The following is a 23,774-nucleotide window of genomic DNA, read 5'->3' on the forward strand; positions in this document are numbered from 1 at the left end:
CAGGATAGCTTCAGAAATCTTCGGCAGGCGTGGTAAACCAGATCCTGGAGCCTCTCCCTGCAATGCTTTCCGCACCCATCGTCCCCTGGTGGTTCCTGATCATTTCCGCGGCCGCCGCAAGGCTATGTCCCGTACCGTGGTCCCGGTCTTGATCGAAGATAAAAGGGATTTCTTCCACGGGAATAGCGCTACCGAAATCGGTCACGGTTATTTTAACGGCGCCTTTTAGTTTGCTTGCGGTGATGATGATCATTTTGCCATCGGCAGACCGTTTTGCCGCAAACGAAACCAGTGTATTGATCACCTGTCCGAGATGTTCGCGGTCGGCAAAAACCCTGGCATCGGTATGGCATTCGCCAAAGAGCTCGTGACAAGGCGCGTAATCCAGTGAATGGCTGCATTCGTCAATCAGTTCCCTAATGGGAAAGGAGGTTTTCGAGAGGTGCTCAGCGCCGGATCCCTGGGTAGTTGTCATGTAATAAAGATAACAGTAAAAAACTAAGCATGTTTTTACTGTCGTTTTAAGATAATATATTTCTTCTTTAAATAATTTTGTTTTATAAAATAAAGATGGTTTAAATTTCGTTAATTTAGTAAAATCAAAGCGCCCTATTGCATGTCAAAAGTTACCTTCAATAATACCAACAGTCCTTTTTTTAAGTCGTTAAAAGAGAAGGTAAACAATTACTTCGAAGAGACGCAGCTCCCCCGAACAGGCGGCAGGAAGCTCTTTATTAAGGGGATGTATATTATACTTTCCGCTATTGCGATCTATGTGGCGCTTGTTTTTTTCACGCCTCCGGCGCCGGTCGCCATCCTGCTCTGTTGCTTATTTGGCTGTAATATGGCGGCTATCGGTTTTAATATCATGCACGAAGGCGGGCACGGCAGCTTTTCCAGCCATAAGTGGATCAATGAATTTTCAGGTTATTCGCTGAACGTGCTGGGCGGCACCATCCATTTCTGGAAGCAGAAACACAACATCGATCACCATACCTATACCAATATCAAGGGGATGGACCACGATATCGACGTTCAGTTTATGCGTTTACACGCTGAACAGCCAAAACACTGGTACCACCGTTTCCAGCACCTGTATTTCGTATTGTTGTACGGCATCTCTTACATGGCGTGGATATTATACGAAGATTTTGTCAAGTATTTCTCCGGTAAGATGGGAAAGGTCGGTCCGAAAAGAAAGCTGGAGGTAAAAGAGCACCTGATCTTTTGGCTCACCAAAGCCACTTATGTTTTTATCTACCTGGTATTGCCGTTGATAATGGTGGGATGGTTAGAAACGTTGATCGGTTACACCATTGCTTGTGTGGTTTGCGGGTTAGTGATCAGCACGGTGTTCCAATTGGCACATGTGGTAGAAGGCACCCAATTTCCTGAGCCCGACGAGCAAACCAATAAGATCCAGAAAGAATGGGCGATACACCAGGTGAGTACCACGGCTAATTTTGCCACCCGGAGCAAGATAGTATCCTGGTTCCTGGGCGGGTTGAATTTCCAGGTGGAGCATCACCTTTTCCCGGGCATCAGCCATGTTCATTACCCCCAGATCAATAAACTGGTGAAAGAAACCTGTCATGAATTCAGCGTGGCTTACCTGGAGCACCGTACCATGGCCGGCGCCATATTGTCGCATTTGCTGCATATCAAAAAACTGGGAAGCGTAGCGTAGCCGGTCACCTTATCCCGCGCAGGCTGCAATTGTAATGTTTGCGTGAACCTAAGCTAAATAGCGGGTTATTTCGCTATTTTACAGCGGATATGAACCACGCAAAATCAACGGTTGCGGTATGCTTGTTATGCTCATTTTTAGCGGTAGATGCCGCTGCACAATCGCCATTCCAGGGCCTGGAACACCTGTTTACACAGCCTAAATCTTATCCCGCTTCATTTACTGCCCGACCCCCTGTGATAGACGGGGAGGTTAGCGATGCCGCCTGGGCAACCGTTGCCTGGTCATCGTCATTCGTGGATATAGAGGGCGACAAGAAACCATCCCCGCGCTTTGATACCCGGATTAAGATGCTTTGGAACGACACCTGCCTGTTTATTGCGGCAGAGCTAAAAGAGCCGCATGTTTGGGCGAACCTTAGGAAACACGATGAAGTGGTGTTTTACGATAATGATTTCGAGGTATTTATCGATCCCGACAACAATACCCACCAGTATTACGAGATCGAAGTAAACGCCCTTAATACCATCTTCGATCTTTTTATGCCAAAGCCTTACCGGAACGGAAGCGGGGCGCTTATCCCATACGATACCCCGGGAATGAAGACCGCGGTAAAAGTGCACGGTACATTGAACGATCCCTCAGACACCGACCAGGGCTGGACGGTAGAGATGCGCATTCCTTTCCGCGCGATCAGTATGGGTAACGGGGCGCAGGTTCCTCAGCCAGGAGCGGTGTGGCGCATTAATTTTTCGCGCGTGGAGTGGGATACCGGGATCATCGGCGGGAAATACGTGAAGAAAAAAGACGGCAAAGGACGTACTTTGCCTGAGAATAACTGGGTATGGTCTCCCCAGGGAGTGGTTAATATGCATTATCCCGAACGCTGGGGTTATCTTCAGTTCGTAAAACCCGGCACGGAGCCGCAGCCTTTTAAATTTCCCCATGCCGAACTGCGAAAACAGTACTTATGGTTGGTTTATTACAAACAAAAAGCGTATTTTGAAAGGGCCGGGAAGTACGCGCCTACGCTGACAGAATTGGGAATAAGCGGTGAGCCGCAGGTTGAAAACCAACTGAATAGGATCATGATGGAGACCGCAGGCCGGCAGTTCAACGCCACCATAACCGAAGACGGCGGCGAGACGTGGAGTATTAATGATGAAGGATTAATTCAAACGGGAAGGACATCAAAATGACCAGCAGAAGAGACTTTGTAAAAAAGAGCGTGCTGGCCGGGCTGGCATCCGCGGTTCCGGCAGGCGCCGTAAGCGCTACCGATAACGACCCGGTGAAGACATCGTCGCGTAAGCATTGGGTATGGATCAATCCCAATGCAGCGGATAAAGACGCCGACCTGGTTGCCCGGTATAGGCAATACTATGAAGCCGGCATCCGGGCTATTTTCTTTGAAGCCGACAGCGAAAAGCATTACCGCATCGCTAAGTCGCAAAAACTCGAGGCTCACCGGTGGATGTGGACCATGAACAGGGGTGAAAAATCGTTGCTGTCTGCACATCCCGAATGGTATAGCCGCAACCGCAAAGGCGAGTCCTGTGCAGATAAACCTCCATATGTGAACTATTACCGCTGGCTTTGTCCTTCCCGGGAGGAGGTGAAGCAATACCTGGAAGCCGATGTGAAGAGTATTCTCGCGAAAGATTACGTGGATGGCATTCACCTGGATTACGTGCGGTTTTGCGACGTGATCCTGCCGGTAAACCTTTGGGCTAACTACAAGCTTGACCAAACAAAGGAGCTGCCGGAATACGATTATTGCTACTGCGAGGTATGCCGTGCGGGGTTCAAGGAGTGGCGGGGCGAAGACATTAGCGCTATCCAGTACCCGGAGGCAAGCTTATCCTGGCGTTTGTTTCGCTACCAGGCAATCACCAACGTGGTGAACCGGTTGGCGAAAGTGGCAAATTCATATAAAAAGCCCATTACCGCTGCTGTTTTTCCTACACCGGAAGTCGCCCGCCGCAATGTGCGCCAGGATTGGGTGAACTGGAACCTCGACGGCGTTTGCCCGATGATATACCACGGGTTTTACAAAGAGCCGGTAGCCTGGATCGGCGATGCGGTACATGAAGGCGTGAATGCCCTGCACGGCAAATACCCGCTTTACGCAGGTATTTACCTTCCGGATTTTAAGAACCCGCAGGAAGTAAAGCAAGGTATCGAGTATGCGTTAAAAAACGGCGCTGCGGGCGTATCGATCTTCGGCAACGTAACCCCCGAAGTGCTCTATGCGTTAAAAACCGCGACTGTATAGTTATTTCCTGCGGGATCCCAGCCACAAAAGGGAGTTGATGAGGAGCTTGTTTTGCGTCTCGTTATCAAACGTGAACGAGAGTGCTTGGTTGGTTTTTCCGTAATCCATGTCGTTGTGGCCCATGTTTACGTATACCATGCGAAATTTTTTGTTGGTCCACACTACCGGGTAATACCCGCTGTGCCAGATCTCGTATTCTTTAGGGCCTGTGCCCAGGGGGAAGCTGGTGGAATCGATAGCGAGCAGGATATCGATATCAGGGTTGGCTTTAAGATCGTTGCTCCAGCGGTACCACTCGTTTGGCGAAGATTTAAATGTTCCCGGTAATCCTTTCATGGTAGGATGTTTGGCGTTTTCAACACGCAGCACAGCGGATGTTGGCCGCCAGGTATTGCTTTTATATTGTCCCGAGCCGAGGAACACGTTGTGGAACCAGTCCCAGTTTTGCGGGTAAGCGGATGGACTGAGTGCGAAGGCCGAGAAGTGGAAGCCCATCCAGGCGCCGCCATTTTCCATGTAATGCTGGAATGCCTCACGCTGCGCCGGTTTCTCGGGCCGGGTATCCAGGAACAATATCACCTGGTACTTGGCGAGGAACTCCGCATTCATGTTATCCCAGTTCGAAGTAGAATCGTAGGTGAAGTGGTACTTTTCGGCCATTTTAGGGAACCATTGGTTGGCTTCGTGAACGTAACTGATATGTGCCAGGTCGCTTTTGCCGGTGTAAAAGGCGATCACGTTAAATTTTGATTTGCCGCTTTGCGCGCGAACCGGGGAGAAGGCAGCCAGGATAACCAGCAAACCGGCGATGGTCTTGCCGGCGGTGTTAAAAACTGAAGGCATATGGTTGTAATAAGGGATTAATATTTCTTTTTTGTTTGCCGTAGGAAGTAAAACGTTGGCCTTCTTTCTGACTTTCGTAATCGAGCCTGGCCCAATGTTCATCTTTTGCTTGGTTCATTACGCGGGCCTCGTGGCGTCTTTGAATCCTGCGAGGGTCCGTTTCATTAAGGTGCCATACACAGGTAACGCCCATGCCGGTATCGAGCACCGCCTGTGAATCGTTTGCTGAGGCTGCACCCGCGTTTCCCCGGTAAAGGTAAATGGCCTGTGAACTGCCGTTCCCTTTCACGGATGAGAGCAGCACCCGGATCAATGCGGTCTTTTTTACGAAGCGCCATTTGCCGAGGTCTCCAGCCGCCAACTCCGGCGAAAGCAGGAGCACCGTTATAAAGAGGGTGGCGCCCCGGGTAAGCCATGTGCGGTTTATCTTCATTGTTTCTTATAAGCTTTTACGGTATCGTCAATCGCTTTTAACAGGGAATACTGGTCGTAGGTATCGTATGACAGTGCCCAGATCATGATCCCGGCGGCCTGGTCCATGGCGAGCTTTGTTTTCTTCTGGATGGTTGGGATGCCATTATGGTAGAAAATGTCGCCCAACTCGTCTTTCGAATAGGCATCCGGGTACACTTTAATGATCTCGTTATAATTTTTGTAATCCATTTTGATCAGGTCGCGGAAGGCATGGCCGTAGAAAGGGACGCCTACGATGAGCTGGTCGCGCCGAGCCCCGCGTTTCGCCCATTTGTCGAGGCCACGCTGCGCGTATTCGTAGGAGGCATGCTGCCCCGGGTTATTGGGCGTCCACGCGCCGGTAGCGTCGTACGACATGATATTGATCCAGTCGAACAGCGGTATGGTCGAATCGCTGAAACGATCGCTGGCATCGCCGTTTAAGGCCGCGGTAACGAGCATTTTTTGCGGACGAAGCGTATCACACAACTGCCGGATAAAAGCATCGTAGTCCTTGTTGATGGCTGGTCCCTCCAGGTCTACATCGATGCCCTGCAGCTTATTCCGTTTCAGAAAATCCGAGATGTTGTGTATAAACGAGGCGCGGGCCCCGGGTGTGGCGATCAATTTAAAGTAATTGAAACGCATGTTCCCGCTGGCAGACCCGCCGCCGAGCGAAACCAGCACTTTCACATTTTCTGCATGGGCGCGCGTAACCAGCTTTTCCATCCCGCGGTTGTTGCCACGGAAGTTCCCGGTGGTATCGGGGTTAATAAATGCCCAGTTGATGTGCGTCAGCTTCTTAAAATCGAGGCTGTCGATGTCTTTGTTCATATCGGCCCAGCCGGGGAAATAGCCGATCACTTTAAAAGCGGGTTCCTGCGCCAGTGCGCGTGAACCGGTAAACAGCAAACCGCAAAACAGGAATGAAAGGTAATTTTTTATAGACATAAGTATAATTGGCCGGATCTTTCTGACCCACTACAAACGTGCGGATTAGTTCTGTAGAGTTGTAGTTTTTACACACTACAATAACTCTACAACTACCCGAAATACAGGTTATATTACCATTTCCCGATTTTTTGATGCCCCTACAGTTAAGCTGATCCAAATTAATTATCCTTAATTTCGGGTTCAACATAACCATACCACCGTTCCAATTGCATGAAGATCTTTTTTTCCCTGGTTATCTTTTTATTCCTGGTTCCTGGCTGTAGTTCCCTTTTTTCCGCACGCGCTCAGAATACCATTGGCTGGCCATCCGTTACCAATTACAGCAGCATGGATTACAAGGGAGGAGCCCAGACCTCCGATATTGCGCAGGACCAGAACGGCATTCTTTACTTTGCCAATGACGATGGCCTCCTTACCTTTAACGGTCGCTACTGGAAGATTTATGCCCTGCCGAATAAGGCGCAGGTAAAAGCGATAGCGGTAGATAACGAAGGGCGCATTTATGTGGGCGGACACGATGAGCTTGGCTACTTCGCTCCCGGAAAACAGGGAACACTTGTATTTCATTCACTCAGGAGCCTGGTGCCTGCCGGCGAGCGGCAATTCGCGGATATATGGAACATCGTATTTCATGGCAAAGAAGTTTTCTTTCGCACCAACGAGTCTATCTTCAGGTTAAAGGATAACAAGATCACCACCTTCGACGCCCCGGGCGGATGGCGGCTGCTCGCCAATGTGGGAACCCGCCTTTTTGCGGAGGATAAGCGCGACGGTTTTGTAACGTTTTCCGGCAATAAATGGGTTCCCGTCATCCCCGGGGTCACCAATCACCTGAAGATAAAGGCAATTACCCTTTACAGGGGCGATACGCTGCTGGTTTATACCATGAAGGACGGCTTGTTCCTGCTTTCCGGAACCACCTTATTCCGGATGCCTTCGGAGGCGGACCCCTACCTTACCAGCGCGGTTGTAAACTGTGCACGGCAGATCAGCGCAGACCGATTTATGGTGGGCACGATCTCCGGAGGTTGTTACATTATCGATCTGCATGGCAGGCTGGTACAGAAGTTCTCGCGGCGGGAGGGGATACAAAACAACAATATCAAGAGCATTTTCCTGGACCGTGATCATAATCTATGGCTGGCGCTTGAAAATGGCGTCGATTTTATTGCCTATAGTAGCGCAGTCACCCGCATCCATCCCGATAGGGAAGACCAGGTGAACTGCGGCGTCGTCCGTATTTTCGACGGAAAGCTGTTTGTAGGTACTTCCAACGGTCTTTATTTCGTTCCGCTAGACTTTTCGAAAAGCGACCTGAGCTTTAGCAAGGGAACTTTTACACCTGTTCCTAATACCAAAGGGATGGTTTGGGGCCTGTCTGAGGTGAATCGTCAATTATTGCTGGGACACAACGACGGCGGTTTCGCCATCCGCAATAATCAACCGGTACCGTTAACCACGCAGCATGGCGTATTTAATTTTTTTGCGCTCCCGGGCGGCGAAGCGCTCGCATCCACCTATACCGGGTTGGAGCTGCTGAGCTTCAAAGGCGGATCTTTTGCCGATGCGGGGAAGGTGAACGGAATTTACGAAGCATTGCGGTATGTGGCTATCGACAGGCAAACGGTTTGGGCATCCCATTCGTTCCGCGGCGTTTTCCGGCTCCGGTTGTCGGCCGATCACCGGTCGGTAGTGCCTGACACGTTGTATGGTAAAACGTCGGGCTTGCCTTCCAATGTAAATAATTTCGTTTTCCCGGTAAGGGGCAGGGTAGTGATCGCTACCGGGAAAGGTATCTACGAGTTTGATGAAACACACAAGCGATTTCGGCCATCGCCCTTGTTTAAGCCGGTATTTCAGGAAGAAAGCATCAGGTACCTGGTGGAAGACGACCGGAGTAATATCTGGTTTGTGAGTAACCAGCGGGTAGGCGTGGTAGATTTCCACAAACCGAATGGAAAGCAGCCATTTACTATCATTTATTTCCCCGAGATCACGGCACAAAACCAGGCTGGTTACGGATATATCTACCCGTATAACCAGGAGAATGTTTTTATCGGGTCTGGTAAAGGTGTATATCACCTTAATTACAGTAAATATTCAGGCGACAAAGTGGCCCCGACTGTGAGCTTAAGTGCTGTAAAAGCGGTTTCCGGTAAGGATAGCCTGATCTTTGACGGTTATTTCTTTAACGGGAAAGGCGCATCGAAACAACAGGAGGCCGACCAGATCGTGAGCCTTCCCAGTCGCTGGAATTCCTTTCACTTCGAATATTCGCCGGGCCTGTATGGTCAGAACGATCATGCTGAGTTTAGCTACCAGCTTTCGGGGTTTGACAAAGGATGGTCTGACTGGTCATCCAAAACGGAGAAAGATTATACCAATCTTCCTTATGGGATGTATACCTTTTCCGTAAAGGTACGCAACAACCTGGGAGCGATTTCGAAACCGGTGCAATATACGTTCATCGTTCAGCCCGCATGGTACGAAACCGCCTGGGCCTATTTATGTTACGCCTTGCTGGCGGGATGGGTGATATACCTGTTAACGGGGCAGCAAAAAAAGCGGCTGGCGTTGCAGCAAAAGAAACACGAGGAAGAGCAGCAACGCCGCGCCTACCTGCACCAGCTGGAGCTCGACCGCACGGAGAAGGAGATCATTGCCCTGAAGAACGATAAGCTGGAATCGGATGTGATGTTCAAAAATAAGGAGCTGGCGACCATTACCATGCACCTGGTAGAAAGAGGAAAGCTGCTTTCGAAGATCCGCGATGAGCTGGCTGCGCTTCCCAGGAAAACGGACGGCTCCAATGAGTTCAGGTCCATTCTCCGGCTGTTAGCCGAAGCAGAGAAGGGCGATAAAGACTGGGAGCACTTCTCCACCTATTTTGACGAGGTGCACCGCAACTTCCTCTCTAAGCTGAAGGCGTTGTATCCCGTTCTCAGCTCTACCGATCTGAAGTTATGCGCCTACCTGCGGATTAATCTCAGCTCGAAAGAGATTGCCCAGTTGATGAACATTTCGCTTAAAGGCGTGGAGATCAGTCGTTACCGGCTGAGAAAAAAACTAGGGCTCTCGCAGGAAGTGAACTTATTTGATTTCCTGATGCAGGCCGCTAATTAACTGGTTCATGTAGTCGTCGATACCTTTAAACAATAGCTGGTCATCGCGTTTCCAGGGTTTTCCGTTCTTATAGTCCCACCAACGGTATTCGATCTCCGAGTATTCGTGGGTAACCCCGGGCATGATGGGGTTCACATAAAAATTATAGGCCTGGAAAATGCAGCTGTCATTGCGAACCAGTATAGCGATTTCAGGTTTTACCCAAAAGTAATTGCCCGATTCGCTGGTGGTGAGCTTAAAGATAGTGCTGCCGGAGATCCTTCCCGATAGTTTACCGGCATGCTGCAGTCCTTGGTCTTTTCCTTTGAAACTCGCTTTAAACCACGACAATGCTTTTTTATAAGCATCATCCCTCGTCCCGTTTACCGGGAACGATCTTTCGTAAAAGACGATCCCCTTTTTAATGGGCATGCGGATGATAGAGTCCTTTTGTGCGAAGGAATGTATAGCCATAAATAAGGGCAGAAAGAAAATGAGCTTTTTCATTGTGATTGGTGGTTTGTTGGTCCTAAATCCTTCCCGCAATTCTTGATGCCGCTGCGGCATCAAGCAGGATCTCGCAATTGGGGTGCAGCTGCACCACCGAAGCGGGAATGTCTGTGGTAACAGGCCCCAGGATGGCCTGTTCGATAATTTCAGCCTTATGTACGCCCTTCGCGATCAGGATGAGTTTACGGGTGTGCATAATATTTTTTATTCCCCGTGTTAAGCCACCGAGCTCGATATGGGGCGGTACTTGCGTTTCCCTGCGCACACGCGCCTCAAAATCCGGGTCCATGGGCGAAACCCAGGTTTCGCTTTCAAACGGTGTTCCCGGCTGGTTGATGCCGATATGACCGTTGCTGCCAATACCAAGCATTTGGAGGTCTGCGCCGCCGCGCGAAGCGAGGCGTTCTTCAAAGAGACGTGCTTCCGCTTCAAAATCATCCGAAAGCGTGGGCGGCATGATAAAGTTTTCTTCAGGGATGCCCAGCGGTCCTGCCAGTTGGTTGAGGATCATAGTGTAACAGCTCCCTGCGTAGTCCCGCGAAAGGTTGGTGAGCTCGTCGACATTAAACAAGGTGATCTTCGACACGTCGAACGGGTATTTCGCGTAGATATCCGACACGATAGCGTGCATATCAATCGTTGTCTGGCCGGTGGATAGCCCGATCACCGCATTGGGTTTTTCCAGCATTTGGGCGATGATGCGCCAGGCAGCGGCGATATTAAATTCCTGTTCGGTAGAGGTTATAGTTATTTTCATGTTTTGGGGAATCAGTTGTCAGTTGTCAGCTATCAGCTATCAGCTGTCAGCCGTCAGCTGTTAACTATCAGCCGGCAGCTATCAGCTGGCAGCAACAGTATTACAAATTCTGCAGGTCTTCGTTGAAAAATTTGTCGAGTTGGGTAGCGGCGAACAGTTTGTCCTCGCCGTCGATATGTACCAGGAGGATATCGCCGTGCTTGATGGCCAGCGACAGCAGCCCGATCATGCTTTGCAGCGGGATGCGTTTTTCGTTCTTGGTAACATGTATGGCCGATTTAAACTGTCGGGCAAGCCGGATCAGCGAGGTTGCGGGACGTGCATGGAGGCCGTTGGCGGCCAGGATCCTGTATTCTTTCGTGATCATTGGCCTTCCTCCTTCAGATATCGGATGATGGTTGCGGAATTATCCATTTTCATTACGTTTTCTGTGATCTCCCGGGCCTTCGCCATGGAGTTATTTATTAGGATGTGTTTAATACCTGGAATGGCAGAGGCGCTCATGGAGAATTCCCGGAGACCCATGCCGAGCAGCAGCAGCGTGGCCATCGGGTCTGAGGCCATCTCTCCGCACATGCCCACGTGAATTTCGTGGAGATTGGCTTGTTCGATGGTGTTCCGGAGGAGGCGCAGCACCCCGGGGTTGTAAGGATCGTATACCTTTTCTACCTGCTGGTTCATACGGTCGGCGGCAACGGTGTATTGACAAAGATCGTTCGTGCCGATGCTGAAGAAATCGACCTCGCGGGCAAAAAGGTCGGCCATCACGGCTGCCGCCGGAATTTCGATCATCATCCCGATCTCGATGCCTGCGTTATAGGTGAGGTTGCTGGCTGCCAGTTCGTGTTTCGCTTTTTCGACCATCGCCTTTGCCTGGCGCAGCTCCTGCAGCGAAGAGATCATCGGGAACATGATCTTCAGGTTGCCATAGACCGAGGCCCTAAGGATCGCCTTCAGCTGGGTAATAAACAGGTCTTCGCGGTCGAGGCAGATGCGGATGGCCCGATATCCCAGGAAAGGGTTTTCTTCGGCGGGCAGCGGCAGGTAGGGAAGTTGTTTGTCTCCGCCGATATCCAGCGTGCGGATGATCAGGGTTCGGCTGGCCAGCTTTAACGCGGTTTTTTTGTAGAACTCAAACTGCATTTCTTCCGTGGGGAATGAATCATGTCCAAGGAACAACATTTCCGTACGCAGCAGGCCGATGCCCTCGCCGCCGTTGGCCGTTACTATTTCGAGCTCATCCGGGCCGGAGATATTCGCAAGGAGCTTCACCAGTTTTCCATCGCGGGTAACCGCCGGGATGTCTTTTAATGATTTTAACTTAAACTGGTCATTCTCGCGGGCTTTCTTCCTGTTGTACATGGCGATGGTAGCTTCATCCGGACGAATTATCACGAGCCCTTCCGAACCATCGGCTATCACCAGGTCATCGTCGGCTACCTGCCCGGGCTCCATTACACAGCCTACAATGGCCGGGATGCCTTTAGACCGGGCGAGGATGGCGGTATGCGAGGTCTTTCCACCCATGCGTGTCACGATGGCCGATATGGTATCTGCCGTAAAGGTAAGTGCATCCGAGGGGGCGATATCCTCGGCGAACAGCACCGTATCCAGTTCAATGTGCGCCATTGATTCCGCGGTTCCCGGGCTTAATTGCCTCATCAGCCGGTTGCCGATGTCTTCGATGTCGGCCGACCGGGCACGCATATATTCGTCGTCCATTTGCCGGAATACCTGTACCAGTGCGGCAATGGCTTCCAGCACCGCATCGTGCGCGGTCATTCGCCCCGTGCCGATCCGTTCGGTTACATCCCCCCGCAACTGGGGGTCGTTCAGCAATTCCACTTGTGTCTCCAGGATGTCGGACGCTTCGGCCGAAAGGTTGGTATTTTCGTTTCGAATGGCATTAATTTCGCGCAGGGAGCCAGTCACCGCCTGTTCATAATTGGCCAGCTCCTGTTCAATTTCGGCATCGGTAGACAGCACTTTCCCGCGGAGCGCTGTTTTCGTTTTCCTGAGCACCCTGGCTTTGCCGATCGCAACGCCGGGTGAAACGCCTAAGCCGGTAATTTTGAGGTTCATCAGCCGAAAATATTTAAGATGCTGCCAAGGAAACCAACGGCCAGTAAGCCCGGCAGCAGCCACGTGGTTTTTACGTTCTTTTTTACCAGGAAGTATACCAGGAAGGTAAGGCCCAGCGGGAGCACGCCGGGAATGACCTGGTCCAGCACCCCCTGTACGGCGATCGGCGAACCATGTGTACCGATCGTAAGCGGCGTGGTAATAGGCATCAGCGTGGCGGGCATGGCGCCCACCACCATCATCCCCAGGATAGAGGCGCCATAAGTAAGCTTATCCAATACCTGGTTCCTGGCCATTTTCTGGAGGAACCTGGTGCCGGCGGTATACCCGATGAAAGTAAGCCGGTACCGCAGTAAAAAATGGGGAATGTTAAAGATGAGCAGGAAGAGAATAGGGCCTAGCAGGCTGCCTTTTAATGCCAGGGAGGTGCCTACGCCGGCGGAGATCACCTTAAGCGTGCCCCAGAAAAAGGAGTCGAAAACACCGGCGAGCGGTCCCATTAAGCCCAGTTTAACGGAGTTGATGGATTCTTCGTCAAAGCTTTTATCGCGGCTGTTCTGCTCTTCCATGGCGGCAGTAATACCCAGGATGAGCGTGGAGCCATGCGGTGCGGTATTAAAGAACTGCAGGTGCCGTTTCAGCGCTGCGGCCATGTCTTCCCGGGCGGGATATAGTTTCCGGAGCACCGGGATGATCGAAAAGGCGAAACCGGTATTTTGCCAGGTCTCAAAGTTAAAGTTCGCTTCCAGCGCCATCGACCGCAAGAAAACGCTCCTGAGCTCCCTTTTACCGATGCCTGATGGTCCGGCGGGCTCTTTTTCGGCCGTGAGGGGGTCCATGTCTTCTTCCCCGGGTTCGTCTTTGTGGGTAAGGCTGGTGATGATCAGCGCCGTAATAACGCCAAGTCCGCCGACAGCGATGAGCGGAAGTTTCAGGTAGCTTGTCATGATAAAACCGAGGAAGAAATAAGGCGCTACATTTTTATTGAACATCAGGTTCATCAGCAAAGCGAAACCGAGCGCCGGCAGCATGTTCCCGGCTACCTGCAGTCCTGAATGTACCCAGGAGGGGACCTGGTCGAGCGCCATTTTAATCGCCTCCGAGCCCAACTGAAGGGCAAGCAGGGAGATGAAACCCATCAGCAGCGGTTTCAGTAGTCCCGAAAAAATATGCAGCCACTGGATCTTGCGGTAGTTCCCTTCTTCGGCATACCGGTTAAACCGCTTATTAAAAACGGGTCTGAACACGAACAGGCCGCTGATCAGTAATTCGGCCAGTATAGAGATTGGAACGGCCAGCGCGAGGGCTATCGCCGGTCCCTTTCCTGAAAGGATGGCAAAGGCGGTCCCGAGCACGCCGCCGGTGATCACGTCCGGCGGAATGGCCGCGCCAACCTTAATGTTTCCCATAAAAATGAGCTCGAGGGTAGCGCCGATCAGGATCCCCTGGTGAAGGTCGCCAAGAACAAGGCCTACGAGCGGCCCAAGCACCAGCGGGCGGCTGAGCAATGAAGTGCCGAGAAAATCTTCGGAGTGCCCGAACAGCACAATGAGCGTAATAAGCAGGTAAGTGATGAACATCTTCCGGTGATTATCAGATCAGGCTTTGTACGAATCGTTTTGTGTCAGACGGCACCTGCCTGATCTCCAGCTCAATCCCGTCATCTGCCAGTTGCCTGATAAGGGTAATGTCATCGTCGTTTACCGCGATGGCCTTCGAAATAAGCTTCGAGCCTTCTTTTCCGCGGATGCCGCCAAAATTAACGGACCTGATCTCGGGCACCTGTGCCGATAGCAGTGCGGCGTCTTTAATCGAGCTTACCAGCAGCAGGATCTTTAAGGCCTTGCTTTTCTCGGAGTTAAGGAAGGTGATGCTTTCTTTTAATGATTTGATCATCAGTTGTGTGCGTGCCGGTTTGGCCAGGCCGAGCGTGAGCTTTAAAAATTCATCGCTGGCCACTTTGTCGTTGGCTACCACCAGGCAATCGATCCCCAGGGAAGGTACCCAGGTAAATGCTACCTGGCCGTGTACCAATCGGTCGTCTATTCGTGTAAGTTTAATCATAAGTGTTTGTTGCTTGTTCCGTATTCATGAGTTTATTTACATAAACCAGTTGTTCTTTAGCGTTTGCAATGGCGTTTTCGATCACTTCGTCCACCGGTTCTGCCGGGTCAGAAAGGATGATTTCCATTACAAGGGCGAGGTTAAAGCCCGACACCACGTGCGCCCTGCCCTGCAAAGCGTGGGTTAACACCTGGTTGGTGATGCTGCCGCCGAGCAGGTCGGTAAAAACGACCAGTTCGGCATCGGGGCTTACCTGCCCGAGCACGGCATCGAGCTCTTGTTCTATCGTCCTGTTTTCGTCGACATAGGCTTGTATGATAAATACCTGCTCTGTGGCACCGGTGATGATATCGAGTGCCGATTTAACACCGGAAGAGAAGGTGCCGTGGGAAGCTATCAGGAATTGTCTCATCATTTTTTGGGTTGAATTTTTGCGGCTGGCATACCAGCTACCGGGTTGGACGACATAAATCCGTTTGGCATCAGGTTAATGGCTACGGTATGCTGGTTCATGATCGGCCACTCTTCGGTGCGCACTACATGGGTAACGCCTGTAACATACCACACCACCACGTCGGTATTATCGATGCTGCGGTTTTTGGCGGTCCACGCCGGCAGCCCTTGTCCTTTTTGATTACTGGCCGGGTAGTCTCCCGCGGGATAGAATTCGTCGGGGTTATAAGGGGTGGCCCAGAAATGGTGCCATAGTACTTCGGTGCGGTTAAACAGCGAGGATGTTTTATCGGCCAGCGGAGTAGCTCCCGATGCCGGCATTAACATGTAGGAGGCATTATTGCCGAATTTATTTTTTACCGTGGGATTGCTCACCATCCAACTCCGGTTAGTGGCCGTATTTACGTCGCGCTGGGCATCTTTCTCTTTCACGAACAGGGTCATTTTCGACACCAGGCTGTTGCCGAGCGGGTTGTTCGGGCCTTTCGGTACCTGGATGGTGTTCATCTCGCCTACGTTATTGGTCTGCCCGTCTACGTCCAGGTCGAAACGGTATACAAACCAGTGCTGGTGATTGGTCGCCTCGATATGCGGTCCCACGATGGTGCCGTACTGACTTCCCTGGTAAGGGATGGTTTCGTCGGCCGTGGCAGGGTCCATGGCATTCATCGGCATGTTTTTCATATCGCCCATGTCGTTAGAAACGCGGGCCACGGTGCGGATATGGGGGATGCCGTTCAGTTCGGTTTCCACGGTAATGTTGCCATCTTCCTTAAAGATCCATTTAAAGCCGTAGTCGTAGTTACCGGCCGTTACATAATATTTGATGGCCAGGTTGGTCGCCCTGCGCGAATAGTTTTCGTGCCGCCAGAGAATACCGCCATACTCCTCGAATACGGCGACGGAATTGTCGGATTTTATCGGGGAGCCGAATTCATCGTGCAGGGTTGCGGGCAGGTACGATGAATTCTCAGGGGCATCGGCGCCGATGGTGAGCGGACGTGCCTGGTCCTGGAAGAGGCGGTAAACCCCCACATCGAAATAATTGTTCACGGCATTTAAAAGATCCGGCGACCCGTAATTGACGATCATTTCGGCGAGCGAGCCGCGGTACATGATATAGCGCCATTTTTTCTGGGTATTGTCAAAGTACTGTACCTCCGAGATCACCAGTCCTTCGCGATTGTGAATACCAAACCGGAATTTCCAGAACGGGGAGATCACCTGGTTACCCTCGATGCGGTAATTGGTTCCTTCGGGCTGGGTGATCACTACCGGTTTAGGCGCCGTGAGATCGGGTTTTAAGGTCTTTCCGTCGAAGTAGCTGATGGCCAGCCGTTCTGAATAGCCCTTACCCATGTCGATTACTTTCAGCACTTTTTTATCGGTAAGGTCGAGATAAGCGTAAATACCGGGGATAGGATTTTCGCTGTATTTCTTGTTCTTGTACTCCGGTGAAACGATCCGTTCACGATGACCGATGGGAGATAAGCCCACATCGGCCGCAAAATTCCCGCGGTGCGAACGAACGGAATCGGGATCGATACCTCTTTTGCGGAGCGCCGCGTTCCATTCCTTGTTGCCGTAAATGACCTGGGAAACCAGGATAGAATCCTGCCTGAACTTCCCGACAGGTTGTTTGCCGGGCACGATCTCGTACGACAGCATTTTGGCCTCCCGCAGGTCGACCACCGTTTTGGCCATCGTGTTACTGGCATAGTCGTAAAGCAAAGCATATCCTTCGCGCCGGTAGGTTTGCCCTGGTTTCCAGGCGAGCACCTCTTGTTTAGGCGGTTCTTTCAGGTTGATGATGCTAAACAGGCTCAGGCTATCATTACGAACTTTGCCGGCTTTGAGGAGCACCTGCCTCATCAGCCTGATCTCGGTAGAATCCAGCGGATCGAGCGGATGTTTGTATTGCATGGTGGTGCGCTGCTGGGCATCGGCGCGGTTGAAGAGGGAAAGGACCAGCGTGAAACAGAAAAGAGGTAAGGTTTTCTTCATGGTGCTATCTGATTAATTACGGATCGGCTCATACAACCGCCTGACCAGGCGATTATTAAAAATTGTCCTTCTCATTTCCGCCGGATCGGTCGTGCCTTGCCGAGCATAAACGATCTTGCCTCCGGGTTCTCCGGTCGAAAGCGTTTTAACGTCCTGTGAAAACGGTAAGGTGCTCCGGCATAGCAGCAACGCGGTAATGATAAATGTCCTGGTAAGATCTTTCATATACTGCCTGTTTATTGCAGCGAAACCGCCAGTAAGTACCAGGCTGCATGCGGCAGCCATTGCTCTCCCCATCGCCAGTCGTAATCTTTACCGGTTACTGCATAGGATAGGTTAAAATCTATATCATGTTCATCGTTTAACCCGGAAGTAATGCCGTTCACGATCCCGCCGGGCGCATTCGAGTATTCGAACGTGCCGAAGAAGCCGTACGACGGGTTGTTGCGGCCGGTACCCTGGAGCATCGACGCATCGAAAGGGTTTAGCCCCAGCACCCAATTCAGCTGGTCGAGGGCAAAGCGCTGCAGCGCATCGTGGAAAGGCCGGTCATCTTTAAACAGGGCTGCCGCGAGTTTCGCGGCGGCGGCCAGAGAACCCAGCCTCGCGTTTTCACCCTGCCACCAGGGCGCGGCCTCGCTGCCATGTGGAAAGAAAAAGGCGCTATTCCGCTTACCCAGTGTGTCCTGTACCAGCTGCCGGCTGTAACCAAAAGGGTTGGTCACTTCGCGGGTGATTGCCAGTTCGTATTGCATCGATCTTCTCACCGCCTGGCGGATCTTGTTTTGCGTTTCCGCGGAGGCGTGGGGGTAATAAAAAGCCAGGCTCGTTACGGGCAGACCGGCATCCGAGGGGTGAAAGAAGGGACGGTCGGCGTTGTCTGCCCGCCAATAATCGTGGTAGGCTCCCCACGAGGCAAGCCTGCCGATGAGTTGAAGTGCGCGTTTTTCTGCAGCATCTTTATAGCCGGCCTTTTTTGTAGCAGCGTAAAGCTCAGTGGCGGCACAAAGGGCGGTGTAATCATCAATGATATTTTCCTGTCCATCGTTGGTCATTTGCACGTTTTCCTTTCCGAGAAAGGCGAAGGCCTTTTCTGCGGCACGGAGGTAGTCAGCCTGTTTAAAATCGCCCGAAACCGGGAACGTAGATGCCATGGCAAGCGCCGCGATCGCCAATCCCCCGCCCGAGCGGAAGCTTACCTGGTAGCTGCGCCAGTTATCGCTGACGGCGCTGTTGTTAAATGGCTGGTCCTTAGTTTGTTTTATGCGATAGCTTTGGTCTTCCGCCCTGATCACCCGGTCCTGCGGCAGTTTTCCCGGGCCAGGGGCAGAAACCGAGCGGTAGAAAGATCCGTTGGCAGTTTGCATCCTGACAAGAAAATCGGCCCCATACAGCGCTTCGTCCAGCAGCCTCCGGTTGTATTGGCGATAGCTGGTACCCGCTCTTTGGGTGAGCAGCATATAGGTTTTAAACAGGGTCCACGCGGTTAGCGATGTTTGCTGCGGATTAAAAAACGACGAAAAAGTTAGGTGCGACAGGTGTTTGCCATAGTCGCCGGATGCGTCATACCAGCCACCGTGTGCATCAACCGTGTCTGTTTTACCCGCAAGGCGGATGTTGCGGTCGGCTTTGTCGGGCAGGCCCGAACTTCGCTGCCCTTTAAAGTAGTAGATCACGTCTGATAACGTGGCTTGCTCCAGTACTTCCTTACCGATCTTAAAGGGGCAGGACACTACCACCGTGGTTCCTGTGTTAATTTTGAGGAAATAGGTGCCCGGCGTTTTAAAGGCGGAGAAGTCCAGCGCCCAGAACACCCGGTTCTTCCACTTATCTACCGGGCCGGCGTATGTTAATTTCCCAGTGTATACCGGTTTCGCGGTAATGGCCTCCACCAGCTGAAAATTCCCGATGGCCAGCTTCCTCGCTGCTACCACTACTGCGCGTTTGGCATAGGCGTCCTCGTACCCGACGTGGTTGACCAGGATCTTTGCCTGCTGCGCGCGCATCGCCAGCGGCAGCAGCAGCAATGCCAGAAGGTATTTCGTTATTCCTGGCATCATATCTTTATATAGATTTTGCGTTTGTCAAGTATCCATCCAATAGACCAGCAGAGCAGCATGTACAGGACCGCGTAAAGCAGCGACCCCGGCTTTCCATGGGAAATGTACCGTCCGATCCATTGGTTCGCTTTCCAGCCGATGGCGGGGCCCGCATAAAGTAACTGTACCAACAGGTCGGAAAGGACATAGATGAACAAGGTATTCCGGCCAAAGACCAGGAAGAAATAGGTCCAGTTACCGTTGTTCCAGTTTTTTAGTTCGAGGCAGAAGATGAGGAAAGCGAGAATGATGAGATCGGTCCCGCTGGTAACCAGTACGAAAGAACTCGTCCATAATTTCTTATTAATGGGCAGTACCATATTCCAGCAAAGTGCTGCGAAAATTGCCAAACATCCTGAAAGCAGTAGCATGGTAAGCGTATCATAGCCTTTGCCTTTTAGCTGTACCAGGCGTCCGGCGTAGTAGCCGATAATAACGTTCACGATGGCAGGCAGCGTGCTCAGGATCCCTTCAGGATCAAATGGAACGCCTTCGCCATGGTAAAGATGGTCGTTCCCCAGCAGGAACGTATCTAGGCGTGCGCCCGCATTACCTGTCATGCTCAGCGGGCCGGAAGCATCGGCAAACAGCAAAAGCACGGCCCAGTAGCCAACCAGCAGGATCGCCGAGGTAATAATCACCCATCTTGTGAAGAGGAAATGGACCATCAGCGAAGCGAAGCAATAACACAAGGCGATGCGCTGCAGCACGCCAAAAATGCGCACATGACTAAACGGCCGGAAGGTTGCCGGGTCTTTGTCGAAGTTATAGAACGGGAACCAGAACAAGAGCACGCCGATCGCGAAAATGAGGAGGGTGCGGACCAGTATTTTCCTGATCAATGCGGCGTTGCCAAGTTCGCTGTATTTTTTCAGCGAAAAGCTCATCGCGTTTCCCACGGCGAACAGGAAGGAGGGGAAAACGAGGTCGGTAGGGGTAAGTCCGTGCCAGGAAGCGTGTTCGAGCGGCGCATAGATGTTCCCCCAATCGCCCGGATTGTTCACGATGATCATGAAACAGACCGTCATGCCGCGAAACACGTCCAGTGATAAAGATCTCGGTCCCGGGTTAACTTTCATCTTATTTATTTTTCCTGCCGAGCCAAAGGATGGCGTCGCCGAACATTTTATTTTGTAAGTCGCTGGTGAATATGTGGCTGCCATGGCCCATGTTCATATATAGCATATTGTATTTGTTGTTAGTCCACACCACGGGCGTGTCGCCACCCCTGATCTGGTCCTTAATACCAAGCGGGTAGTTCACCGGGTCGAGCGTTACCAATACCGTTACGTCCTTATTCAGGCGGGGGCTGGGCTCCCACGTATACCATTCATTCGCCGGGGCACGGTACACGGCCGGCATGCGGTGTGTAACAGGGTGTTTCCGGTTATCCACAATTAATTGCACCGGCAGCGGCGGCCAGTTATTCATGTGGAAAACTCCGCCGCCCAAAAAGGCGAGGTACCAGGGCCATTTGGTATAACGGTCGTTATACGCGGCTACATGGAACCCGAGCCATCCGCCGCCGCTCTCCATATATTTCTCGAAAACAGCACGCTGGGCCGGGTTTTGCGGAAAATCATTTATCCACATCACTACCTGGTAGTCGCGGAGTTTTTCCTCGTTCATATCGGACCAATGTGTGGTCGAATCGAACGTGAAGTGTTTCTTTTCAGCCAGCCTGGCGAAGTATTTAAGTGCATCCCGTTTAAATACCACGTGATCGCGTTCTACGGTATTTGAGTAAAAGGCGAGTACCTTAAAAGTTGATTGTGCGAAAACCGGGCTGCAGAAGAGCAGGAAAATAGTGGAGAACAGTAATCTTTTGCGTGCTCCTGCACGCTCAGCATAACAGGCGGACGTTATTTTTTTGATGCCCATGAGATCGCGTTTTTAAAGAGGGTTAAATAGTCAGGGTTGTCAAAAAGATCGGGAGAGTGGCCCATAAAGATGTACACGTTGCGGGCCGCAACATTCGGGTTGGTCCATATCACCGGGTGGTCGCCCATTTTGATTTTAGAATCGGGGACGTAGGTAGCCTCATTTACGCTGGCCAGCACGGTTACGTTTGGCCTTGGACTTTTATTATAGGTATACCATTCTTCCTTCCTGACGGGGAAACTGGGAGGTATGCCCTTCATCACCGGGTGATCTTTTGCTTCGTTCTTTACAGTGGCGGCGGCAAAAGTGGCTATGTAATTTTTATAGGTGATATCGCCCATAAAACCAGAGAACCATTTCCACATCGGGTAACCGTCAAACTCGCCCAGCAGTGTGGCGTGGTGGAAGCCGATCCAGCCGCCGCGACCTTCGGTAACGTATTTTTGAAAAGCGGTTGCCGCCGAATCCGTCCAGGCATATGGCGGATAATCCAACTGGATAAAAAGCTGGAACTGTTTAAGGTAGTCTTCAGTGACCGGTTTCGTGTTGCGGATAAAAACGAACGAAAAGCTGCTGTCGGCCCCAAGCTTATTGAGGTATTCTTTTGCCCTGGCTGAGTAGGCTTCGTGGTGACCGCCATTTTCGGCTAGCACGAGCACCCTGAACCTGGGTTCGCGGTTAGCTGCGCGCGTACGCAGGTCCTTCACAGGAATGGTCATCATCCGGCCTATCGGTTTTTTTCCCCGGTAGGTGATCATTCTCATTTGTGTGGCGTCCTTCGGCGGGACCACCGGGGAGGTATATTTTGGATAGAACCGGTCGGGATAGGTATTGTCAAAGCTGTAATAGATGTCAAGGCCGTCGATCTCTGTACGCAGTACGATGTTCAAATCGCCCGAGGGGTTAACTTCGCTGCGGATTACCGGGTCGTACATCGCGGGAGAATATTTCACCTCGGCGGCATCGAAGCGTGCAAACTGCTGCTCCACCCGGGGGATAAAACTTTTCCAGCTCTTTTTTTCTTTTGGCGACCAAACAGATTCAGACAAGGCGAAGGCACGGGGCCAGGTCATATACTGCGCATGGCGAAGGTTATACACCTGCTCGGTCCATAAGTTGGCCTGCCCGCCTTTAATGTATTTTGCGTCGGCCCCTGCCGGGACCGGCTCGAATTTATAGGCTTTTTCCAATCGTAAGCTGGCGTAGATCAACGGCTCGGTGGCCGGATCGCCCTGCATGTAATCGAGGTAGCCAAAGCTGGTAGGGCTCATTACCACATCGTGTTTCAGGATACTGGCTTCTACACCGCCTTTTTCGCCGCGCCAGCTCATAACGGCTGCACCGGGCGCCAGTCCGCCTTCCAGGATCTCGTCCCAGCCGATCAGCTTCTTCCCTTTAGAATTAACGATGGCGCTTACCCGTTTCTCGAAATAGCTTTGTACTTCGTGCATGCTTTTTAGCCCTTCGCGCTGCATCAGGGCTTTTACGGCGTCGCTTTTCTCCCAGAAGTTCTTCGCACACTCGTCGCCGCCCACGTGAATATACCCAAACGGGAAGAGCGGGGCCATTTCTGAAAACACCTTGTCCAGAAACTCGTAGGCTTTTTCATTGGCAGGGCAGATCGTATTGTCAATGCTGGCGATAATGCCGTCAGGTTTCCAATCCATAAAATTGGCATCACCCGAACTTACCTGGTAATTTACCGCATCAGGGGTACAGGAAATTTCGGGATACGAGGCCACGGCGGCAAGGCTATGCCCGGGCACATCTACTTCCGGAAGCACGTTAATAAAGCGGTCCTGGGCATATTTTACCACCTCGCGGATCTCTTCCTGGGTGTAAAACCCGCCCTGGGTGCGGGGAGTGCCTGGCTCTGAAGGTGCAAAATTGCCGAATTTGCCCACTTTCGGGATATTCCAGGCCCCTTTCTTTGTTAGATTGGGCAGGCTTTTGATCTCGATCCGCCAGCCCTCATCGTCTGTTAAATGCCAGTGAAACAGGTTCAGCTTGTAACGCGACATCTGGTCGATATACGCCTTAACGTCCTGTACGGAGAAGAAATGCCGCGCTACGTCGAACATCAGCCCCCGCCATTCGAACCGCGGGTAATCGGTAATGCTTACGTGGGGAACGGTCCAACGCACAGTGTTAACCGGGTCATGGCTTTCTATTTCGGCAGGAAGCAACTGCACAAGCGTTTGAGCGCCATAGAACAGGCCGGCGGGCTGATTGGCGCGGATGATGATCCCCGCCGCGCTGCTGGTGAGGTGGTAGCCTTCTTTACCGATTTCAGGGTCGTTCTTCGTGGTCAGTATTAACCGGATAGTGGCAGCACTGGGTTTGCCGGTGGTTTTTACCGTGTACCCGGTCGCTACTGCCAGCTTCTGCCCGAGGAACGAGGTAACGGGAGCAATACCGGTACCTGCCGCCTGGATCGTGATCTGCCTTGGTAAGGTAAACCTTCCCGGGTGTTCCGTAACCTTTACCGGCTCGGGGATGAGCTTTACCTGGCTTTTACCGGCCGATCCCAGCAACATCAGTAAAACTGGAGCGAGAAAAAACTTTTTTAAGGACTTCCTGGAGCTAAAATTCCGGTTCATAGTTTCGTTA

21 protein-coding genes are annotated in these 23,774 nt (G+C 51.7%); 4 read left to right on the forward strand and 17 right to left on the reverse strand.

The window, feature by feature from the left end; genetic code table 11:
* Positions 1-10: 10 nt before the first annotated feature.
* Positions 11-475, reverse strand: coding sequence for a sensor histidine kinase (locus tag GS398_RS14055; RefSeq protein ID WP_160907429.1), 465 nt, complete (start codon positions 473-475; stop codon positions 11-13).
* A 141-nt stretch (positions 476-616) separates the two neighbouring features.
* Between GS398_RS14055 and GS398_RS14060 the strand changes: the two genes are divergently transcribed.
* The 3 genes from GS398_RS14060 (at position 617) to GS398_RS14070 (ending at position 3,962) form a co-directional block, all read left to right on the forward strand.
* Positions 617-1,687 carry a fatty acid desaturase family protein gene (locus GS398_RS14060; RefSeq protein WP_160907430.1) on the forward strand — a complete coding sequence of 357 codons (1,071 nt, stop codon included), beginning with the start codon at positions 617-619 and terminating at the stop codon, positions 1,685-1,687.
* Positions 1,688-1,776: 89 nt separating this feature from the next.
* Entirely contained in the window at positions 1,777-2,886 is a 1,110-nt protein-coding gene (locus tag GS398_RS14065) for a carbohydrate-binding family 9-like protein (RefSeq protein WP_160907431.1), read from the forward strand.
* Positions 2,883-3,962 (forward strand): family 10 glycosylhydrolase, encoded by a 1,080-nt coding sequence (locus GS398_RS14070; protein ID WP_160907432.1) that lies wholly within the window; start codon positions 2,883-2,885, stop codon positions 3,960-3,962. Before GS398_RS14065 ends, GS398_RS14070 begins: the two co-directional genes overlap by 4 nt.
* Here the strand turns inward: GS398_RS14070 and GS398_RS14075 are convergent, their stop codons facing one another.
* From GS398_RS14075 to GS398_RS14085, 3 genes are read right to left on the reverse strand one after another with little or no spacing between them, the layout of a single operon-like run.
* Positions 3,963-4,805, reverse strand: coding sequence for a ThuA domain-containing protein (locus tag GS398_RS14075; RefSeq protein ID WP_160907433.1), 843 nt, complete (start codon positions 4,803-4,805; stop codon positions 3,963-3,965).
* Positions 4,789-5,238 carry a hypothetical protein gene (locus tag GS398_RS14080; RefSeq protein ID WP_160907434.1) on the reverse strand — a complete coding sequence of 150 codons (450 nt, stop codon included), beginning with the start codon at positions 5,236-5,238 and terminating at the stop codon, positions 4,789-4,791. Before GS398_RS14080 ends, GS398_RS14075 begins: the two co-directional genes overlap by 17 nt.
* Positions 5,235-6,209 carry a glycosyl hydrolase family 18 protein gene (locus GS398_RS14085; protein WP_160907435.1) on the reverse strand — a complete coding sequence of 325 codons (975 nt, stop codon included), beginning with the start codon at positions 6,207-6,209 and terminating at the stop codon, positions 5,235-5,237. The genes GS398_RS14080 and GS398_RS14085 overlap by 4 nt, the downstream gene beginning before the upstream one ends.
* Positions 6,210-6,422: 213 nt before the next feature.
* On the opposite strand from GS398_RS14085, the gene GS398_RS14090 reads away from it, so the two are divergent.
* Positions 6,423-9,335 (forward strand): triple tyrosine motif-containing protein, encoded by a 2,913-nt coding sequence (locus GS398_RS14090; RefSeq protein ID WP_160907436.1) that lies wholly within the window; start codon positions 6,423-6,425, stop codon positions 9,333-9,335.
* On the opposite strand, the gene GS398_RS14095 is transcribed toward GS398_RS14090, so the two are convergent.
* From GS398_RS14095 to GS398_RS14155, 13 genes are all read right to left on the reverse strand, one after another.
* On the reverse strand, positions 9,303-9,821 hold the full coding sequence (locus GS398_RS14095) for a hypothetical protein (protein WP_160907437.1): 519 nt from the start codon (positions 9,819-9,821) through the stop codon (positions 9,303-9,305). The genes GS398_RS14090 and GS398_RS14095 overlap by 33 nt on opposite strands.
* A gap of 22 nt (positions 9,822-9,843) precedes the next feature.
* Complete coding sequence (locus tag GS398_RS14100; RefSeq protein ID WP_160907438.1) at positions 9,844-10,581, reverse strand: 6-phosphogluconolactonase; 738 nt, start codon at positions 10,579-10,581, stop codon at positions 9,844-9,846.
* Positions 10,582-10,681: 100 nt separating this feature from the next.
* Positions 10,682-10,948 (reverse strand): HPr family phosphocarrier protein, encoded by a 267-nt coding sequence (locus GS398_RS14105; RefSeq protein WP_160907439.1) that lies wholly within the window; start codon positions 10,946-10,948, stop codon positions 10,682-10,684.
* Positions 10,945-12,663 carry a phosphoenolpyruvate--protein phosphotransferase gene (gene ptsP, locus GS398_RS14110; protein ID WP_160907440.1) on the reverse strand — a complete coding sequence of 573 codons (1,719 nt, stop codon included), beginning with the start codon at positions 12,661-12,663 and terminating at the stop codon, positions 10,945-10,947. The genes GS398_RS14105 and ptsP overlap by 4 nt, the downstream gene beginning before the upstream one ends.
* A complete protein-coding gene (locus GS398_RS14115) occupies positions 12,663-14,243 on the reverse strand; it encodes a PTS system mannose/fructose/sorbose family transporter subunit IID (RefSeq protein WP_160907441.1) in 1,581 nt (526 codons plus the stop codon). The genes ptsP and GS398_RS14115 overlap by 1 nt, the downstream gene beginning before the upstream one ends.
* A gap of 13 nt (positions 14,244-14,256) precedes the next feature.
* Positions 14,257-14,727 (reverse strand): PTS sugar transporter subunit IIB, encoded by a 471-nt coding sequence (locus GS398_RS14120; protein WP_160907442.1) that lies wholly within the window; start codon positions 14,725-14,727, stop codon positions 14,257-14,259.
* A complete protein-coding gene (locus GS398_RS14125; RefSeq protein ID WP_160907443.1) occupies positions 14,720-15,142 on the reverse strand; it encodes a PTS sugar transporter subunit IIA in 423 nt (140 codons plus the stop codon). Before GS398_RS14125 ends, GS398_RS14120 begins: the two co-directional genes overlap by 8 nt.
* Positions 15,139-17,184 carry a copper amine oxidase gene (locus GS398_RS14130; RefSeq protein ID WP_160907444.1) on the reverse strand — a complete coding sequence of 682 codons (2,046 nt, stop codon included), beginning with the start codon at positions 17,182-17,184 and terminating at the stop codon, positions 15,139-15,141. The genes GS398_RS14125 and GS398_RS14130 overlap by 4 nt, the downstream gene beginning before the upstream one ends.
* A gap of 12 nt (positions 17,185-17,196) precedes the next feature.
* Entirely contained in the window at positions 17,197-17,409 is a 213-nt protein-coding gene (locus tag GS398_RS14135; protein ID WP_160907445.1) for a hypothetical protein, read from the reverse strand.
* An 11-nt stretch (positions 17,410-17,420) separates the two neighbouring features.
* Positions 17,421-19,244 (reverse strand): glycoside hydrolase family 9 protein, encoded by a 1,824-nt coding sequence (locus GS398_RS14140; RefSeq protein WP_160907446.1) that lies wholly within the window; start codon positions 19,242-19,244, stop codon positions 17,421-17,423.
* Positions 19,241-20,362: an acyltransferase family protein gene (locus GS398_RS14145; protein ID WP_160907447.1), complete on the reverse strand. Its 1,122-nt coding sequence runs from the start codon at positions 20,360-20,362 to the stop codon at positions 19,241-19,243. Before GS398_RS14145 ends, GS398_RS14140 begins: the two co-directional genes overlap by 4 nt.
* A gap of 1 nt (position 20,363) precedes the next feature.
* Entirely contained in the window at positions 20,364-21,164 is an 801-nt protein-coding gene (locus GS398_RS14150; protein WP_160907448.1) for a ThuA domain-containing protein, read from the reverse strand.
* A complete protein-coding gene (locus GS398_RS14155; RefSeq protein WP_160907449.1) occupies positions 21,146-23,764 on the reverse strand; it encodes a family 20 glycosylhydrolase in 2,619 nt (872 codons plus the stop codon). The genes GS398_RS14150 and GS398_RS14155 overlap by 19 nt, the downstream gene beginning before the upstream one ends.
* Between the last annotated feature and the right edge of the window lie 10 nt (positions 23,765-23,774).

Source organism: Hufsiella ginkgonis, assembly GCF_009834915.1.
GTDB classification, from domain to species: domain Bacteria; phylum Bacteroidota; class Bacteroidia; order Sphingobacteriales; family Sphingobacteriaceae; genus Hufsiella; species Hufsiella ginkgonis.